Below are 19,223 nucleotides of genomic sequence, written 5' to 3'. Positions count from 1 at the left end.
CTCTCGGTTTTCGGATTGATCTCAAAAAGTATCATGTAAAAGGAACAAGTTAGCGTTGCCCTCCTCTCCGAACATCTCCGACGACGACGTGATCGACCTTGGCGCCTTGCTCAGCGTGCTCTGGCGCAAGAAACTGTGGATTCTCGCAAGCATCGTGGCTTGCGCCCTGATTGGTGCCGTTTACGCATTTGCAATTGCGACCCCGAAATATCGGGCCACCTCCGTGATCCTGCTCGATTCCTCTGGTGAACAGTTGCTGGATCTCGGCGCGGTCTTGCCAAGCCTCGGAACCGATTCCGAAGCCATCAACACCGAAGTCGAGGTGCTCAAAAGCCGCCGCCTGCTCGAGCGCGTCGTCACTGCCGCGAAGCTGACGGAAGACCCCGAGTTCAACGCCACCCTTGTGCCACCCGGCCTGAAAACCAGGCTCAGGAATGTTCTGACCGGCTCGGAGCGCGACAGGCCGACGCAAGACCAGCAGACCACTCTGGCGATCAACGCCATGCTGGAACGCATGTCCGTGCGCAACGTGCCCAATACCTATGTCCTGCAAGTCACGGTCGAAACCGAAGCTGCGGAGAAATCCGCCCTGCTCGCCGATACGATCGCGGAACAATACATTCTCTATCAGATGGATGTGAAATTCGAAGCGACCCGCGATGCCTCAGAATGGCTCACGACACGGGTCGCGGACCTCAAACTGGAGCTGGAACAGGCCGAAGCGCGTGTCTCGGAATTCTCGGCCAATTCGGAAGTCGTCAGCATCGAAACCGTCCAGGCGCTCGAACGTCAGCTCAAGGAGTTGCGCGAGCGGCTTCAGACCATGCGCACCTCCCTGCAAAGCGAAACCGCACGGCTGGACGCGTTGAACGCGGCGAAAACGGCCTCCGCCGGACAGAAAGCCGAAGTTGCGGGCGATCCTCGTCTGGCGACGCTGTATCACGAAACGGGTGAGGGCGCCGCTTTCGACGCCCGGTTCAACCAGCTTGTGATGCAAGCCTCCACGCAGGTGCAGCGCACAGAGGCACAGGTGCAATCCCTCGAAACCAGCATCGCGATGCGTGAGGCGGATATCGCCAGGCAAAGCGACGAGCTGATCCAGCTTCAGCAGTTGACCCGCGAAGCCGAGGCCAGCCGGTTGCTGTACGAATATTTCCTGAGCCGCCTCAAGGAGACATCGGCACAGGAAGGCATTCAACAGGCGGACAGCCGTATTCTGTCCAACGCGGTATTGCCCGACGGACCTTCAGAGCCACGCAAATCGCTCATTCTGGCCATGTCGATTATTCTTGGCGCCATGATCGGCGCGGCTTTGGCCTTGCTGTGGGAAATGCGGCAACACGGCTACCGGCAGGCCTCCGATCTTGAAGCGGAAACCGGCCTGTCCGTGATGGGACAAATCCCGCTTCTGCCCTCGAACAACCGTCGCGAAGGGTTGGAATATCTTGCGGACAAACCGGCCTCTGCGGCGGCCGAGGCGGTCCGCAACCTTCGAACCTCCGTGATGTTGTCCGGGCTGGACAAGACACCGCAAATCATCATGCTGAGCTCCTCTCTGCCCGGTGAAGGGAAAACCACGGTTTCCTTCGCGCTGGCCCAGAATTTCGTCGGGCTCGGGAAAAAGGTCCTGCTGATCGAAGGCGATATCCGACGCCGTGTGTTCAGCCAGTATCTCGACGTCAAGGACGCCAAGGGGATCATGGCCGTTCTCGCCGGGGAGATCTCCCTCGAGGAGGCCGTCATGCACGATCCGGTGATGAAGGCCGACATCCTCATCAGCGAACCCTCGAACGTCAATGCCGCGGATATCCTGTCCTCCGAGAGATTCGCAGACTTCCTTGAAACCGCGCGCAAAGCCTATGACATGGTCATTATCGACACGCCGCCGGTCCTCGTCGTCCCCGATGCGCGGGTTGTCGCTCAACATGCCGATACGGTGCTCTTCACCGTCCATTGGGACAAGACCACGAAGACCCAGGTGCGGGACGCGCTGCGGATGTTCGAGACTGTCGGAGTGAGTGTCACCGGGCTGGTGCTCAACCAGATCGACCCGAAAGGCATGAAACACTATGGCTACGGGGACTCCTATGGGGCCTACGGCTCTTATGGCGCCAAGTATTACACAAACTGACCGAATCTCAGGACATCTCCCATGATCTGCCTCGGTTTCGAGGCGCCTGACGCGCTTCCCCATCGCCAAAAGGAAAACCGAATGGTTGCGCGCGTTATTTTTCGTTATGACAGCTCTAAGCTGTGCATTTGAACAAGGACTGACCCGTTGCGTATCGCCGTTGCTTTCATCACGACCCTGGCACTCTCCTCCTGTGGTGCCGCATATCACAGTCAGCGCGTGGTTTCGGGCACCACAGATGAGGCCAAGGTTCGGGTGGTGCAGGTCACGCCACAATCCGTGTTGGTCGCCAACCGCTCCGCCTACACCCCCCATGACCTTCCCGCCGCCTTCAAGGCGACGGCAGGCACGGGGGGCGGTCTGCGCGGAACGGGGACCGTCCCGGAACCGGCCTATACGGCGCAGAACCGCCCCAATGCGCTTGAGACGCGTCTGCCCCCGTCCGTGACGCCCCAGCCTTACAAGATCGGCATTGGCGATGTGGTGCTGCTGGCGACCCCCGCAGGCACATCCGTCGCTGAACTCTCCGGCCTCCTGGCCGCCCAGAACAGCCGCCAAGGGTATACGGTGCAGGATGACGGCAGCATCGCCATTCCCGATGTGGGCCGGGTCGCCATTGCCGGGCTGACGCTCGAGGAGGCGGAAGCGACCCTGTTCCAAAGCCTGGTCGCCGCACAAATCGAACCGACGTTCAGCCTTGAGATTTCACAGTTCAACTCCAAGAAGGTCTCGATCGGCGGCGCGGTCTCCACGCCCGGCGTGATCCCGGTCACGCTGACACCGCTGTATCTCGATGAGGCACTGGCTCAGGTCGGGGGCACCACGGCCGCAAATCTCGATTACACCTCCGTGCGGATTTACCGCGACGGCACGATCTATCAGGTGCCGCTCGAATCGCTTTACACCAACAGTCGCATCCAGAAGATCCCGCTGCTGGCCGACGACAGTGTCTTTGTCGATGACGCCTATCAGCTGGACCAGGCCTCCGCCTATTTCGCCCAGCAGATTCAACTCGCCGAATACCGCCAGAATGCCCGCACCGCTGCCCTGTCGCAATTGCAAACCGAGGTCGCCCTACGCCGCGATCAGCTAGAGGAAGCCCGGAGCAATTATCAGGCACAGGTCGCGCTGGATGCCACGGATCGGGACTATGTCTACCTGACGGGCGAGGTCAAACAACAGGGGCGTTTCATCCTGCCCCTCGGCCGACAAGCCAGCCTCGCCGACGCGCTTTATGAGGGCGGCAAGGGACTTGCGATTCAAACTGCGGATCCGCGGCACATCTACGTGCTGCGCGCCTCGGACGATCCGATGGAATTCGATGCGCTCACCGCATGGCAGTTGAACGTCAAGAACGCGGCAGAGCTGGCCCTGGCCGCGCGGTTCGAGTTGCGCCCGAATGACATCGTCTTTGTCGCTGAACAGCCGGTCACCAAATGGAACCGCACGATCAGCCAAATCACCCCCTCCCTGATCACGACAGGGATTGCCGCAATCGACTAAGCATCGCGAAACATCATCGGCCAGGCCTGTGCTAGTTTTTACGCACACTCGGCAAAACGGCACCGAAATAAATGAACCATAAGTTTTTTCGATGTAATCTGACGCTGAGTCGCGTATGCTATCGTTAAGGTTGAACTGTTTCCCTGATCATTCCGGGGCGACTTCCATCAATATAGTGAGTACACCATGTCCAAATATGCAATTTTGCTGATGTCCGCCCTCGCTGTCACCGCGCCCGCAGCCTTCGCTCAGGAGGTGACCGGCGACGAGCAGGTGGCTCTGCCGCCCGCAGGCGATGTGCAGAACTTCCTCCCCCTGCTTGCGCCAACCATCGGTCTTCTGGGGGTGGCGCTGGCGAGCGGTGGCGGCAGCTCGTCGACCAGCACCACCAGCACCACCTCGACGAACTAAGTCACTCGAGACGCTTTCAGAGAAGATAGAAAAAGGCACTCCAGCCGGGGTGCCTTTTTCTTTGCGGCCCCTGCAACCAGCGGCTCAATACTTCTTTAGGTTTTCTCTGCTCTAATCTCACCTGAACCGATGGGGATCGGTGTTCGGGGGTGAGAACACCCCAGGCTTGTCACGTGGGGTGATTTTCATGTTTTCCAATCGAACCGGTCGTGCGCTCGCAGCGCGCGCCCAAGACTTATACGCGTGTATGGCGCCCTTTCTCGCCATCTCCCTTTGCCTCTCCATCTGGAGTACGGAGGCCAATGCCGCCCGGCCAAGATCGCAACAGCCAGGTGCGACAATTGTCATCAATGGCGATCCCGTGGGAAGCGTCCGCGCCCGTCACGACGAGATCGAGGAGATCAACAGGCTCGGGCAACGTGTCGAAATCCGCCGAGGCACCTGCATGTCGAGCTGCACGATGTTTCTCGGCGCCGATAACGTCTGTGTCTCGCCACAGACCAGCTTCGGCTTTCACGGCCCCTACAGGTTCGGCGAGAAACTCAGTCAGACCGAGTTCGATCAATGGTCCCGCATCATTGCCTCTTATTACCCGGCGGCGGTCAGGGACTGGTATATGACGAAAGCCCGCTACAAAACCTACACAGCCACACGACTTTCCGGCGCAGAGCTGATACGCTTAGGTGTTCCGAGATGCCCATGATCATCATAACTCACACAGGAAGTGGTCAGGCGGGTCACAGCTCATCTGCCAAACCATTACTTGGTCACACTGGATCACATGCACGGGACATGCGCCTGGAAGAGACAGCAGAATGATGGTGATCCCGGCAGGATTCGAACCTGCAACCTGCCCCTTAGGAGGGGGCTGCTCTATCCAGTTGAGCCACGGGACCACACGGGACTTACTTAGCCGGGCGCGGGGTTTGGAGACAAGAGGCGAAGCGCGAAATGTGAAAAGGGGGAGCAAGTTGGCCCACCGCTCCCCCTTTTGCGATCCGCATATTCCCTCCGCGACGAAGCGTGGGTGACATGCAAATATTTTGCACGACTGAGAGCCATTCGCCGCCTCGTTCAGCCAGAATGCGCACAATCAAATTTGTTAGCGATAACATACCGCGTGCACAACGCGTGGACAAGGCCGTTTTATGATGTAAACTTAAGGAAATAATTCAAAACATTCAGGAGGGTCACGTCATGTCGCAGGGTTCCGGAAATACGCCCCCCAAGCGCCCATTGACGTTGCGCGACGTGTCCGAGGCCTCCGGCGTGTCCGAAATGACGGTCAGCCGGGTGCTGCGTAACCGTGGCGATGTTTCGGAAAGCACCCGGGCCAAGGTGCTCGAAGCCGCACGAGAGCTTGGCTATGTGCCGAACAAGATCGCTGGCGCACTGGCATCTTCACGCGTCAACCTCGTTGCGGTGATCATTCCCTCCATGTCGAACATGGTCTTCCCCGAGGTGATGACCGGGATCAACGATGTGCTTGAGGAAACAGAGCTTCAACCCGTTGTCGGCATCACCAATTACAAACCGGAGCGCGAAGAGGCGGTGCTCTATCAGATGCTGTCCTGGCGTCCCTCCGGCGTGATCATTGCCGGGCTTGAGCATACAGAAGCCGCCAAGGCGATGCTCGGCGCCGCGGGCATTCCGATTGTCGAGATTATGGACACGGACGGCGAACCGATCGACTCGGCCGTGGGGATTTCACATCGTCGCGCCGGACGCAAAATGGCGCAGGCCATCATTGATGCCGGATACAAACGCATCGGCTTCCTCGGCACCAAGATGCCGCTCGACCACCGTGCCCGGAAACGCTTCGAAGGTTTCACCGAGGTGCTGGCCAAAGCGAAACTTGAGATCGCCGACAGCGAATTCTACTCGGGCGGCTCCGCGCTCAAGAAGGGGCGAGAGATGACCGAGGCGATCCTCAAGCGTAACGAGGAGAACCCTCTGGATTTCCTCTATTATTCCAACGACATGATCGGGGCGGGCGGGCTGATGTATTGCCTAGACAACGGCATCGACGTGCCGGGGCAGATCGGGTTGGCCGGGTTCAACGGCATTGAGTTCCTCGACGGCTTGCCGCGCAAACTTGCCACGATGGACGCCTGCCGTCTGGAGATCGGGCGCGCCGCTGCGGAAATCATTGCCAAACGGGTCGAAACCCCTGACGCGCCCGGCGGCGAGGTGGTCACGCTCGAACCCTCCCTTGCCTATGGTGACACGCTTAAGCGCAAGAAAAAGCCGATCTGATCCCTTCCAGGAGGGTTTTCAGCAACTTTATTCAAGATCGCACAGGCCATCGTGACTGGAAATGACGCTCCGAAAGATTTAAGGAGCGTCAACGCCCGTTTTGCCGGGCGATCAGTCGTAGCGGAAAGAACAGAAGATGCCACATTACAGATCCCGTCGCTCCACCCATGGTCGCAACATGGCCGGCGCCCGCGGCCTTTGGCGCGCAACCGGCATGACCGACAGCGATTTCGGCAAGCCGATCATCGCCGTGGTGAACTCGTTTACGCAATTCGTCCCCGGTCACGTCCATCTCAAGGACCTCGGGCAGATGGTGGCGCGCGAGATCGAGAAAGCCGGTGGTGTGGCAAAAGAGTTCAACACCATCGCGGTGGATGACGGCATCGCCATGGGCCATGACGGCATGCTCTACTCCCTGCCCTCCCGCGAAGTGATCGCGGATTCGGTCGAGTATATGGTCAACGCACATTGCGCCGATGCCATGGTCTGTATCTCCAACTGCGACAAGATCACCCCCGGCATGATGATGGCCGCGATGCGCCTCAACATCCCGGTGATCTTCGTCTCCGGCGGCCCGATGGAAGCTGGCAAGGTGCAGATCGGCGATCTGGAACGCGCCGTCGACCTCGTGGACGCCATGGTTGCCGCCGCCGACGATCAATACACCGACGAACAGGTGGATGCGTTCGAACAGAATGCTTGCCCGACCTGTGGCTCCTGTTCCGGGATGTTCACCGCGAACTCGATGAACTGTCTCGCCGAGGCGCTGGGTCTGGCGTTGCCGGGCAACGGGTCGACCTTGGCAACACATGCGGATCGCAAGAACCTCTTCCTTGAGGCCGGGCGCAAGATCGTTGAGATCACCAAGCGTCACTATGACGATGAGGAAAAGGGGCTTCTGCCGCGCGAGATTGCGACGTTCGAAGCCTTTGAAAACGCCATGTCCCTCGACATCGCGATGGGCGGGTCGACCAACACGGTTCTGCACCTTTTGGCCATTGCGCATGAGGGCGAGGTGGATTTCACCATGCAGGACATCGACCGTCTGTCGCGCAAAGTGCCGGGCATCTGCAAGGTCGCGCCGAACATTCACAACGTCCATATGGAAGATGTCCACCGCGCCGGGGGTATCTTTGGCATTCTGGGCGAGCTCTATCGTGGCGGGTTGCTGCACGGCGATGTCCGCACGGTGCATTCCGACACGATGGCGCAGGCAATCTCCAAATGGGATGTCAAAGTCGCCAATGACCCGGAGGTCGAAACCTTCTTCCGCGCGGCCCCCGGTGGCGTCCGCACGACACAGGCGTTTTCGACCGAGAACCGCTATAAGGAACTCGACACCGACCGTGAAAACGGCGTGATCCGTTCCGTTGAACATGCGTTCTCGAAAGACGGCGGTCTCGCGGTTCTGTTCGGCAATATTGCGGAACGTGGCTGTATCGTGAAAACGGCGGGTGTCGATGACAGCATCCTGAAATTCTCCGGCCCGGCGCATGTGTTCGAGTCTCAGGACGACGCCGTTGAAGGCATTCTGACGCGCAAAGTCGAGGCCGGTGAGGTCGTCATCATCCGCTATGAAGGCCCACAGGGTGGTCCGGGGATGCAGGAAATGCTCTACCCGACATCTTATTTGAAATCCAAAGGTCTGGGCAAGAAATGCGCGCTTCTGACCGATGGGCGGTTCTCCGGCGGCACCTCTGGCCTGTCGATCGGCCACGTCTCTCCCGAGGCGGCTGAGGGCGGTCTGATCGGTCTGGTGGAAACCGGCGATATCGTCGAAATCGACATCCCGAACCGCTCGATCAACCTCAAGGTGGATGACGCCACTCTGGCGGCCCGTCGCGAGGCCAAAGGCCCGCTGCCGTGGAAACCCGCTGCGCCGCGCCCGCGTGCCGTTTCGACCGCGCTCAAGGCCTATGCGATGTTCGCATCGTCGGCGGACAAAGGCGGGGTGCGCATCCTGCCCGACGAGGCAAAATAAGGCTCTGATCCAGCCCAAAAGACACGAAACGCCGCTCCATCCGGGGCGGCGTTTGCATTTAGCGGCGGGCGGTGATCACCGCCTCGTCGAGGCCATAGAGCACCAGCGCCCCGGTCTCGTCGATGTCGAACCGATCCACGGTGGACAGCAGCTCGAAATAGCGGGCTTCCTGCACCATCAGCGCCTCCGGACACATCATCCGGGTCGATGCCAGCGGCCCGAATGTCAGCCCCTCTCCGGTCAACTCCACCCCGCCGGTATAGCGATTGCAACCGGCCTGCCCCGACACCTGTCCTTCGGGAGAGACAGTCAACGTCACATCGCTCGCGTCAATTACGCCCTGTCCGGCAATATCCTCGATACGCCAGTCCGATCCGCTCAAAAGCGCGAGAGGTGCACCGCCGCACCCGCGCAGCACCTGTTCACCACGTTTCAGTGTCACGCTTTCGGGATAGGGCATGCCCGTCATGTCGTCATGGCAAAGGGTCGGACGCAGAAACAGGGCCAAATCCGGCCAATCGTACCACAATGCACCGTCGAAAAGCCGGGCCTCAGGCAGGTCCTTGTCAAAACCGGTTTCGCCATAATCGAGAAGCGCCTCAAGTCGCCCCTCCGTCACACCGATCCGCCAGCCTGGCTCATTGCCACCGGACGTCCAACCCAAAGCCTCCTGGCTCAACTGACACGTCTGTTGCGCCCCATCAGCGACCAGAGAGGCCTCATCGCCCTTGATCCAAAACACCAGATCGCCCGCTTCGGTTTCATATTTCGCTCCCGACGCCGAAACCGACTGATGCAGGTGGGAAACCTCCCCTCCCAGATCGAGAACCGCCGCTCCCTCGGCGAACCCGACACGCCCGGCGACCGTTTCGCATGCGACCTGTGTCGAAAAACCGAAAGGAAGGTCGCCGGAAAAAGCCGGAGAAGCCGACAGTACGGCAATAAGGAAAACAGATTCTCTGAACAACATGACACAATCTCCATTACAACTTGGCGCCATCACAGTGACGTGGTCCCGGTTTTTCGGACAGTTTCGCAGCGTTTCTAAGGTGGATCGGGTTTAGGTTTCATGCTGCTTTTTGCTTTGCCAAGCCAGCCCAATATGCGTCGTCCAGAGTTCGCCGATCAAGAGCGGAATGAGGTCGCTTGGTATTGTAGAACATCGTCCAATCCTTGATTACGTGACGGACCTAGAAACCATCACTGATCTCTTCGAGATAGACTGCTTCCTGCTTCAATGACCGTCACAGACGCTCGATGAAGATGTTGCCGAGATAACGCCTGCGTCCGCCCATTGAAATGCGCACGCCCGCTTCGGCACCTCTTGTCGCATTGCAGACGACAACCGGTGCTCTGGATTCGGATAGCGTTTCCCCAACCAGATTTGCGCAAAGCGCACCGCCGGGCAGGAGAGGGCAGCATCTGGCGACCCGCGGTCTTCCCCGCTCTTTCGGCGGGGTTCCCCCAGAGGGGGGCTATCTTGACGAAAAAGGAAGCAAACCATGCTAAAAAGGAAACTAATCCTGATTAGTCACAATAATGGTGTGACTAATCAGGATTTCATGCGGGCCGGCCATGCTTATGCGCAAGGCCACGGAACTGGGCGTAACGAACCTCGATGTGGTGCTCTTCGCGCTGGCCGATTACGGTATCGCTAGAGAATATGTGGCGTGAACGGGTGCGATGGCGCGGTTTCTGGTCTGGAGCGACCTGCATGACGAATTCTGGGGTGGCTTCGATCTGCCCGACCTGTCCGCGCCGGTGGACGGAGTTCTGATCGCGGGCGATACACACACTCGGGGGCGGCACTTGGAGTTTCCGGCGCAGGCGGCGCGCAAATATGGCTGCCCGGTCGTCGTGATCTGGGGCAATCATGAGCCCTATGGCTCGGTCTGGTCGGAACTGTTGGCGGACGAAGAGCACCAGCTTGCCGTTTTGCGCGCCGAAAGCCTCGATATCCGCGTTCTGCATGGCGCGACCACCGAGATCGCGGGTGTACGCATCATTGGCGCAACGCTCTGGACGGACCTGCGGCTCTATCCAGAGTTCGACGACCTCGCGCGGATCATGGTCTCGGCCGACATGCAGGACTACCGTGCCATTCGCACCGCGCCTGACACCTGCATCACCATCGACGACATGCTGGAACGTCATGCGCAGAACAAGGCTGCGATCCTCGCCGCCCTGCGCACGCCATATGAAGGCCCAACCGTGGTCATGACCCACCACATGCCGCTGCGCGAGCTGATCGCCCCGTGGCGCATCATCGGCGGCCACGAGAAGCACGCGATGAATAACGGGTTTGCCTGCGATCTCTGGGACGAAATACGGGGCTTCGACATCCACACATGGATCTGAGGTCATAGCCATGAGGGGGAGAGCCGGACGATTGAGGGCGACCACGGCCCGATCCGCTTTGTCACGAACCAACGGGGATATCCGGGCGAGGAGGTCGAGTTCGATCCTGCCTTTGTGCTGGAGTTCTGAGCCCCACCCCACGACTACCCCTGGCGCGTTTTGTTCTTTCGTTGAAGGTTGGTGAAGAGGTATATCTTCAGACATACTCGCTGATCACGAACCCACCGAACAGGAAAACAAATTGTACCCGGAAATGGGAATGAACCACTTTTTTCATATTCCGCGCACACTGCTCGTTGGGGATAAGTCGATTTCGGAAGAGGTTCTTTTTGCGGATTTCAAAGTAGTCGTCGTTTTAGCCGAACCGGGCGGCGGCAAGACATCTCTTCTGGAGCATATTGCTCGCCAAAAAGGTGTGGGCGTGCGCTATGGCCCGCGACAGGTCAGCATCGGACGCACCGACTTCTGCGTCGATATTCTGGCCCCTGAGTTTGAACTGACGCCGGAGAACTTTGTGATCCACAGCCACACGAACCGGGCGGATCATTTGACGCCCGAAGACCACACGCGCAGTAATGGAAAATCCTGGCGCTTCACCTCTGTCACCGTTGGCAAAATGCCGGGACGACAGGTCACCATCTATGACAAGCGGCTGGAAGTCACCGACAAGCGCAAGCAGATCTGGTGGGAATTGTGGAATGCCAATCTCAATTCCGAGGGCTTACCCCCTCTGGACCCGAAAGACCGTTCAGAGACGTCTCGCAGAGACAATTCGGTGGCCGATTGGGCCGCCAGCCGAAGCTCTGAATCTCCAATCATGACCATGTCGGTTTCGAGCAAACGGATGCGCCAACTCATGACGTCACCTCTGCGCTACGCGCTGCGCAAACATGGGATTGTGGTGTGATTTCGCCGTCATCCAACCTGCAAAGGACACCTGTATAAATGGCGAGAAATGCAGCGGCGAATCCTCGTTCTCCGAGTTCTGCCGCCACAACGAGAGCCTCAATGCTCGTCGGGACAGTAAGGTCCTGCGCAACCTGCGCCACGATCCGATCAGCCTCGCCATCGGCATGGCGCCGAAAAAAATGCAGCCGCTCTGCATTAAGTGCGTCAACACGACGATACGAACGGTCAGTCACCAAGACGACCTCATGTGCAGGATAGTCGCATGCGCGGCGCTCAGTTATACCTCACCCACCAGTGTCAAGATTTCGATAGCTCATCCACCGAAACTTTCATTGCGGCTAAGCAACATCCCCTGTTGTGGCTATCTACCCCCCTGACCCAGCCCCCTGAAATCGGGCTGCTGAGTTGTTAGTGTTCTGTTCGAGAAGAAGCTGCGCGTTTTGAGGATGAGAATGCTCGGCTGATGCGGCTTCTTGCCCTGGAGAGGTTCGCAGTGGACCATTAGAAGCTGTTCCGGCTCAATCGGGAAGAGGGGCGACGGGCAAAGCGATGCAGGACGCCTTTGTAAAAAGCTTCAATGTGCACATGCGGGATGAGTGTTGGAATGAGGTCATGTTCGGAAATCTCGCCGAGGCGCGCCGGAGGATCGATACAACAGACATCGCTGGGCGGATTGGTTCCGGTCGTCTACGCCCAATATCCACCGTGCCAACCGACCTGCTGCGTTTGAATGGTCAGGATCAGGCACCTGGCCGCAAATTCTCAAACAACTGGCACCTATTCTGTTGGAATTTGCTCATTATATCCTTGTTTTGGTTCGCAGCACCCGCAGCAAGAACCACCCCTGATTCAAAAAGAATCCTCTCGTCATCAAACCCATAATAATTTGAAGACCCCAGATCATGCTCGCCATGGGAATATATTTGTCCAAAGCGTCGACAGTGAAAACGAATGGCCACAAAATCACCATCACCGCAATTAAAGGAACGGCGCAGACAAACTCGATAAAATAACGCAACCTGCCTGCTAGACGTCCCAGATGAACGGGTTTTTCAACTTTCTGGCCATGCGTATAGATAAGCTGCCCATCGTCTTCGGAAATGGTATCTTGCGCGTAGTTTTCGACCATTTCTTCTGTGACAGCATTATTGGCGCGTTTGAAATTCGACACCACAAAAGCAATCGCAGCAAGGGTTATTACGATAAAAAAAACTGATTGGATCAGGAAAGTTGCAATGCCTAAGGCGCTAAAAAGAAAAGGGATACTAGACATGGACAACATCCCGAAAACGAGAGATTCGCATCTTTTATTGGCCAGGAAGACGTAAAACGCCACATAAAGTGCTGCAAAGAAAACGGCCAAAATGACATTGAATGTCGTGAAGGCCCACTGGAACGCTTTTCCACCTCCGTTAGTTTCTGTAGCAAAAAAATACAGGCACAACAGATACGGCAAAATGGTCAGTGCGGACATTATGATGGGCGTAAACTTATAAATGACCGAATACTTATAAGTCGCATTGTCGTCGTCGCGTATACGCAGTTGGACTGTTCTCATGATTTTTAATAATTCTCTGGACGTTCTTTGCTGTGTGCAGAAAGAAGCAACGGTTATGGCAGGCCCAATTGACGGTTGATATAATCCATGATCCCTCTATCAATTTCCATCAGATAATCTGTTGGTCCCGTGATCCGTCCATCTCCTGGATTTGCATGGGTAACGAAATGGGCAGCATCGTTCGCCCATTCTGTAACGCGTTCCATTCGGTCGCCGTGCGCGAAGGTGTGAAGAAGACGCTTGAGGTGACCAAGACTCACTTCGACAAGCCACCGTATCACTTCACCGTCTACGACTCCGCCCGCAAGAGCCAGGTATCAGGCTTCGCACTGTCCGACGGGATCGAAATTATGGTGATGACCATCGACGCCTTCAAACGCGCCGAGACGGTCATTCGCCAGTCACGGGAAGGACTGGACCCGCCGATCTACCAGCTCCAAGAGACACGGCCTGTCTTGATCTTGGACGAACCGCAGAACATGGAAAGCGATCTTTCGGTTTCCGCGCTTGCCTCGCTCAATCCGATCTGCGCCCTTCGCTACAGCGCGACCCATCGCAACACCTACAACGTGGTTTATCGGTTGACCCCGTTCGATGCCTACCGCCAAGGGCTTGTGAAACGCATCGAGGTCGCATCGGTTGTTCAGCAGGACAATGAGAACCTACCCTTCGTGCGTGTCGAAGAGCTGAACGCCACCAAGCGAACCGTCAGCGCCAAACTGAGCGTTCACAAGCTCATGGCGACCGGGAGAAGATCCAAGAAAAACCCATCACGGTTCGAAGTGGCGATAGTCTGGTCGAGAAGACGGGGCGGGCCGAATACGAAGGTTTTGTCGTTGACGAGATCAACCCCGGATCGGGTTTCATCCGTTTCGCCAACAATCAGGAACTGGCCCTTGGTGGCGAACAAGGCTCCGACCGTGATGCGATCTTCGAGGCCCAAATTGCCTTCACCACCGAAGAGCACTTCCGCCGCCAACGCCGCTTAAAGGAACACAGCATCAAGGTCTTATCGCTGTTTTTCATCGACAAGGTGGACAACTACGCCCCCGACGCTGGCAAGTTGAAGCTGATGTTCGTCAAGGCGTTTGACGAGATCAAGCAGCGATACGACGATTGGAAAGGCGTCAAGGCAGCCGATGTGCAGAAGGCTTATTTCGCCGCCAAGACAAAGAAGACGGGCGAGACGGAAGTCTTGGACAGCACAGGTAAAACCAAGCAGGACGATGAGGCCTTCATCCTTCGATCGACCCGGAGCTGATCATCCGAATGCTGATCATCGGCTATGTCAGGGGGATCCGTTCCGAGCGCCGACTTTGCGATGAGGTCCATCTGAACCTGGCCTACCGCTGGTTCTGTCGTCTCGGCCTCGAAGGCAAGGTTCCGGATCACTCGACCTTCTCCCGCTATCGCCACGGCAAATTCCGCGACAGCGATCTGCTTCGGAAGGTGTTCGAAGCGACCGTTGAGCGCTGCCTGAAAGAGGACCTCGTGTCAGGCGAGGGCTTTGCCGTCGATGCCAGCCTGATCCCGGCGGACGCTAATAAGACCCGGTCGATTGCCGCAAGCGATTGGAACGCAGATGTCGCGCGCAAGGCAGGCAACAGGGCAGCGCAAGAATATCTCGAGACCCTCGATAACGCTGCCTTCGGAGCTGCCTCCCCAGTCCAGCCGAAGTTTGTCGCCAAGTCCGATCCTGCGGCGCAATGGACCCGCGCAGATGAAAGCCGTCCCTATTTCGCCTATGCCACCAACTACCTGATCGACACCAAAAGCTCGGTGATCATGGATGTTGAAGCCACGCGTGCCATTCGGCAAGCCGAGGTGGGTGCATCGCGCACCATGCTTGATCGGACCGAGAAACGGTTCGGCATTCGGCCGGAGTGGTTGGCTGCTGACACAGCTTACGGCAATGCCGAAAACCTCGGCTGGCTGGTCGAAAGGCGCAGCATCATTCCGTTCATCCCTGTCATCGATAAGTCGGAGCGCACCGATGGCACCTTCTCCAGATCCGACTTCGAATGGGACGAAAAGAATGACCAGTATATCTGTCCCGAGGGCCAGGCGCTGAAACAGTTCAGACGCAACTATTCCGATCCAAACCGAGGTCAGGCTACCGGAGGCAGAAAGAAATACCGCGCCCTGAAGGCCACCTGTCAGGTTTGTCCCTCCAAGGACATCTGTTGTCCGAAAGCCGAAGCGCGATACGTAACCCGAGAGCCGCACGAGGAAGCACGCGAGTTCGCCCGCACATGCCGCAAGACCAAAGCCTACAAGATCTCACGGGACAAAAGGAAAAAGGTCGAGATGCTATTCGCTCACCTGAAGCGCATCCTGAACCTCACGCGGCTCAGGCTTCGAGGACCGAACGGCGCAAAGGACGAATTCCTTCTCGCCGCCATCGCCCAGAACCTCCGAAAACTCGCCAAGCTTCGCCCGCAGTGCGTCCAAAAGGAGGTCAGCGCATAACCTGAACGGTCAAAATGGCCGGTCTCCGGCAAACCAACCGGCAAAAGCCGGAACCAAACGGCTGCTGTGTCTCCAACGGCGTGAAAATCCCAAAAAACACTCCGACTTTTTCAACAGTATCGGCCCTTAGCCGACATTCGTGAAATATGCTGCGGATGACTGCACTCTCCCAAATCGGGCATTCGTTGCGCAATGCAAAATTGCTCTAAATTATGTAGGGGCCGCAGCCAACGGAGTTCCGCGGCCTCAGAGGACAGTGACCAAAACACCGCACAGTCCATTGTTTTTTCAATACATACCAATAGACACTTTCATGATTGCTTTCAAAGGTGGAAGCTGCCGCTGCTTGAGAACCTCCGGTGCAACTGGCCTCACCGGTAAGATGTCGGCGTTAGGGAAGATCCAAGGACGCGGTTTTGCGTCTTTCCGTCGCAAGCAACTGGCCCAATGAACGCGGCGCGATCGAAGGATTGCGTCACCATTGGGGTATGTTGTTTGTTCTTCATGCCCCTGTTGTATGGGGAAGAAAATGACCGCACGACGTTTTCTAAAACACATGTCACTGGCTTTGGTCGCGCTCTGTTGCATCACAGCTTTCACCGAGACAGCCAAGGCGCAGGCGACGGACACCACGCCGCCGCGCATCCAGTCGATCACCCGCTATAATCCTCTGGGCGAATATACCAACGAGACGGAATTGGAGTGGGAAGTGACCTTCACCGAAGATGTCACCGGAGTAGATTCTGGGGATTTTTCAATCGGCTCCTCTGTGCCCGGTTTGTTTCCTGTCTCAAATTCTAGAACTGACATATCGCCCAGCGTTTATCGTATTCGGGTAGAGTTCAATGTTCCGGTGACAAATGGCACTGGTCTTGTGGAGCTTTTTGCCAAGAGCAATGCCAGCGTCACCGACCTGGCGGGCAATGCCATGATTATTTCCACTACGATCGATGCGAAAGAGGTTTTTCGTCCCGACAATGTGGACCCGACGCTGTCGATCACCTCTTCAGCCTCCTTCCCAACCAACAGTTCCGTGATCCCGCTCACCTTCACCTTTTCCGAAATCGTGACCGGTTTCGACATGAGCGATCTGACTCTCAGTTCCGGCACCGGGTCGTTTTCGAATTTCAGCGGTAGTGGCAATACCTATACCGCCGATCTGAACCTGAGTTCGACAGGTGCCTTTCAGGTTTCCGTCGCGGATGCCGCCGCCGTTGACCGCGCCAGCAATTCCGGAACCGGGGCAACACTCAGCGGCACGCGGGATGTGACGGCGCCGAGCGCTGCGCTTTCCGCGATCCCGCCTGAGGTGAACGGTTCCTTCGATGTGACCGTGACCTTCGATGAGGACATGACCGGATTTGCGCTTGGTGATTTCACCGTTGCGAACGGCACGGCGTCGAACCTTCAGACCGTTTCGGCACAGGTCTATACGGCTACCGTGACTCCCGATGCCGACGGCACGGTCACCGTGTCGGTGCCTGCAAGCGCTGCCACGGATGTGGCAGGCAACGGCAACACCGCCTCCAACACGGTGAGCACCACGGCGGATGTGACCCGTCCCACCGTGTCGCTTGATATGCCCACGGGGTTGGTCAACGCGCCCTTCACGCTGACGATGACCTTCTCCGAGGAGGTGAGCGCAGTGACGTTGGGAAACATTTCGGTCAGCAACGGCTCGGCCTCGAATTTGCAGCAACCCAGTGCGACTGTCTATACGGCAACGATCACCCCAGACACGGACGGAGTCATCACGGTCAATTTCCCAGAGAACCTCGTGACGGATACGGTCGGTCTCGGCAACGAGGCGGCGACGGCTGTCACCAACACCGCCGATCTGACCTACCCTGCACCGACGCTCACGGCAACGCCGGACTTCCCGGGCACGCCTTACACCGTAACGATCACCTTCGATGAGGATGTGACCGGCCTGGAGATCAGCGATTTCACCACCACGAATGTCGATCTCTCTTCCCTCTCCGGCAACGGTGACAGCTACACTCTTCAGGCCACGGGGACGGACTTTGCGCAGTCCATCCAACTGCGCGCGGACACGGTTCTCGACGCTGCGGGCAATGGCAACAGCGCCTCGAACATCATTTCCGTGGCACCCGACGGCGTTGCGCCGGGCCTGACGATTTCGGGCGTTCCGACGACGATCACGCGTGGCGAAAGTTTCGTTGCGACATTTACCTTCACAGAATCTGTTGTCGGTTTCGAGGCGTCGGATATTGCCCTCACAAACGCGACGATGGGGACGCTCACCGGCAGCGGGTCGGTCTATTCGGTCTCCATCACGCCGGACGATCGCGGTGATGTCACCGTCTCGGTGGCAGACGGCGCCGCGCGTGACATGACGGGCGAGCCCTCCGTGGCGGCCTCCGCTCTGGCGCAACTCGACACATCGGTGGAGCAAAGCGAAGCGATTGCACATTTCTTGCAAGCGCGTGCGCGCAGCCTGATCCAGAACCAGCCTGATGTGTCCCGTTTCGTCACCGGGCAGAATGCGGGCAATGCCTCCGTCAGTGTCTCGCGCGGTGGCGGTGAGTTCGCGCTCAGTTCCCGCGGAAACGGTCCGTTTTGGATGGCGGTGTCCGGGTCTTGGTCGGACAGCGACACCGAGGACATGAGCTACGGTCTCGCGTCTCTCGGTTACCACACGGCGCTGTCCTCGGGCGCGATCATCGGCGCGATGGTGCAATATGACATGGCGGAACAAGAAGACGCGCAAGGGACCAAAGTTGAAGGCACCGGCTGGCTCGTCGGCCCGTATTTTGCCTCCCAGATCGGCGATCATCCGTTCTTTGTCGATGGGCGGCTGTTGTTCGGCGAGACCGACAACGACATCACCCTGTCCACGGGTCAAACGGGCAGCTTCTCGGGCGACCGGATGCTGGCCTCATTGGGGGCGCAGGGGCGTGTCGAGATGGACAAGGGCTGGACCCTCATTCCCAACCTGACGTTGAGCCATGTCAGCGATTCCCAGGATGCCTATGTCAGTGGCGGCATCGTTGTTCCGGAGCAAAAGGTGACTCTCACCGAACTCGCCGCCGGTCTGGACTTTGAAGTGCCGATCCTTGTACCCGAAGGGGATTTGATGCTCGATTTCGGAATTTCCGGGATCTACAGCCACACGAAAGGCAGCGGCGCCGCCAGTGCCTATATCACCGAAGAGGAAGGGCATCGTGGCCGTATGGATGTCGGCCTGAGCTACGATAACGGAAGCGGCTTGAGAACGTCTGGCTCCGCCTTTGTCGATGGTCTGGGCGGCGACACGGATGTGTCTAGCTACGGCCTGTCCTTCGAGGTCGCCTTTACGTTCTGATCGGAACCGTTTCGAAAGTAAAAAACAACGCCCGCTGACCTCTGGTTGGCGGGCGCTCTGATTTGCTGAGCGCTAAAGCCGACGTTAGTATCGCGCGCAGCGAATGTCGGCTAAGGGCCGATACTGTTGAAAAAGTCGGAGTGTTTTTTGGGATTTTCACGCCGTTGGAGACACAGCAGCCGTTTGGTTCCGGCTTTTGCCGGTTGGGTTTGCCGGAGACCGGCCATTTTGACCGTTCAGGTTATGCGCTGGCCTCCTTTTGAACGCACTGCGGGCGGAGCTTGGCGAGTTTTCGGAGGTTCTGGGCGATGGCGGCGAGAAG

Annotated in this window: 13 protein-coding genes, 1 tRNA gene and 3 pseudogenes; 13 read left to right on the top strand and 4 right to left on the bottom strand. The window is 57.9% G+C overall.

What is annotated here, in order from left to right:
- The first annotated feature begins 55 nt into the window (after positions 1–55).
- From CEW89_RS14045 to CEW89_RS14030, 4 genes are all read left to right on the top strand, one after another.
- Positions 56–2,131, top strand: coding sequence for a GumC family protein (locus tag CEW89_RS14045; RefSeq protein ID WP_066707605.1), 2,076 nt, complete (start codon positions 56–58; stop codon positions 2,129–2,131).
- 147 nt (positions 2,132–2,278) lie between these two features.
- On the top strand, positions 2,279–3,634 hold the full coding sequence (locus tag CEW89_RS14040; protein ID WP_244906072.1) for a polysaccharide biosynthesis/export family protein: 1,356 nt from the start codon (positions 2,279–2,281) through the stop codon (positions 3,632–3,634).
- A 186-nt stretch (positions 3,635–3,820) separates the two neighbouring features.
- Positions 3,821–4,045: a hypothetical protein gene (locus CEW89_RS14035; RefSeq protein ID WP_096806313.1), complete on the top strand. Its 225-nt coding sequence runs from the start codon at positions 3,821–3,823 to the stop codon at positions 4,043–4,045.
- A gap of 361 nt (positions 4,046–4,406) precedes the next feature.
- Complete coding sequence (locus CEW89_RS14030; protein WP_157779865.1) at positions 4,407–4,748, top strand: hypothetical protein; 342 nt, start codon at positions 4,407–4,409, stop codon at positions 4,746–4,748.
- A gap of 116 nt (positions 4,749–4,864) precedes the next feature.
- Here the strand turns inward: CEW89_RS14030 and CEW89_RS14025 are convergent.
- Positions 4,865–4,941: transfer RNA gene (locus tag CEW89_RS14025), tRNA-Arg, on the bottom strand.
- Between the two features lie 301 nt (positions 4,942–5,242).
- On the opposite strand from CEW89_RS14025, the gene CEW89_RS14020 reads away from it, so the two are divergent.
- A complete protein-coding gene (locus tag CEW89_RS14020) occupies positions 5,243–6,301 on the top strand; it encodes a LacI family DNA-binding transcriptional regulator (RefSeq protein WP_066707597.1) in 1,059 nt (352 codons plus the stop codon).
- Between the two features lie 136 nt (positions 6,302–6,437).
- A complete protein-coding gene (gene ilvD, locus CEW89_RS14015) occupies positions 6,438–8,282 on the top strand; it encodes a dihydroxy-acid dehydratase (protein ID WP_096806311.1) in 1,845 nt (614 codons plus the stop codon).
- Between the two features lie 58 nt (positions 8,283–8,340).
- Here the strand turns inward: ilvD and CEW89_RS14010 are convergent, their stop codons facing one another.
- Together CEW89_RS14010 and CEW89_RS21495 are read right to left on the bottom strand one after the other, a co-directional pair.
- Entirely contained in the window at positions 8,341–9,252 is a 912-nt protein-coding gene (locus tag CEW89_RS14010) for an META domain-containing protein (RefSeq protein ID WP_198403426.1), read from the bottom strand.
- A gap of 97 nt (positions 9,253–9,349) precedes the next feature.
- A pseudogene (locus CEW89_RS21495) lies at positions 9,350–9,463 on the bottom strand (hypothetical protein); the annotation flags it as partial.
- A gap of 502 nt (positions 9,464–9,965) precedes the next feature.
- Between CEW89_RS21495 and CEW89_RS14005 the strand changes: the two are divergent.
- The 3 genes and pseudogenes from CEW89_RS14005 to CEW89_RS21490 form a co-directional block, all read left to right on the top strand.
- Positions 9,966–10,640, top strand: coding sequence for a metallophosphoesterase (locus CEW89_RS14005; protein WP_244906071.1), 675 nt, complete (start codon positions 9,966–9,968; stop codon positions 10,638–10,640).
- Between the two features lie 259 nt (positions 10,641–10,899).
- On the top strand, positions 10,900–11,547 hold the full coding sequence (locus tag CEW89_RS14000; RefSeq protein WP_096806309.1) for a hypothetical protein: 648 nt from the start codon (positions 10,900–10,902) through the stop codon (positions 11,545–11,547).
- Positions 11,548–12,092: 545 nt separating this feature from the next.
- Positions 12,093–12,431: pseudogene (locus CEW89_RS21490) on the top strand (integrase core domain-containing protein); the annotation flags it as partial.
- Here CEW89_RS21490 and CEW89_RS13990 read toward each other — a convergent pair.
- Positions 12,349–13,023, bottom strand: a complete 675-nt coding sequence (locus CEW89_RS13990) for a hypothetical protein (RefSeq protein WP_157779863.1) — start codon at positions 13,021–13,023, stop codon at positions 12,349–12,351. The pseudogene CEW89_RS21490 and the gene CEW89_RS13990 overlap by 83 nt on opposite strands.
- A 251-nt stretch (positions 13,024–13,274) precedes the next feature.
- Here CEW89_RS13990 and CEW89_RS13985 point away from each other — a divergent pair, with 251 nt between their 5' ends.
- The 4 genes and pseudogenes from CEW89_RS13985 to CEW89_RS13970 all read left to right on the top strand — a co-directional run bounded on the left by CEW89_RS13985 (position 13,275) and on the right by CEW89_RS13970 (position 18,901).
- Entirely contained in the window at positions 13,275–14,096 is an 822-nt protein-coding gene (locus CEW89_RS13985) for a hypothetical protein (protein ID WP_157779862.1), read from the top strand.
- A gap of 44 nt (positions 14,097–14,140) precedes the next feature.
- Complete coding sequence (locus CEW89_RS13980; protein WP_096806305.1) at positions 14,141–14,368, top strand: hypothetical protein; 228 nt, start codon at positions 14,141–14,143, stop codon at positions 14,366–14,368.
- A pseudogene (locus tag CEW89_RS13975) lies at positions 14,347–15,576 on the top strand (transposase); the annotation flags it as partial. The gene CEW89_RS13980 and the pseudogene CEW89_RS13975, both read left to right, overlap by 22 nt.
- A 529-nt stretch (positions 15,577–16,105) precedes the next feature.
- Positions 16,106–18,901: an Ig-like domain-containing protein gene (locus CEW89_RS13970; protein ID WP_157779861.1), complete on the top strand. Its 2,796-nt coding sequence runs from the start codon at positions 16,106–16,108 to the stop codon at positions 18,899–18,901.
- The last annotated feature ends 322 nt before the right edge of the window (positions 18,902–19,223 follow it).

It is taken from the genome of Celeribacter ethanolicus (assembly GCF_002407265.1).
GTDB lineage: Bacteria > Pseudomonadota > Alphaproteobacteria > Rhodobacterales > Rhodobacteraceae > Celeribacter > Celeribacter ethanolicus.
Note: the sequence above shows the minus strand (reverse complement) of the source record. Positions and strands in the feature narration are given on the sequence as shown.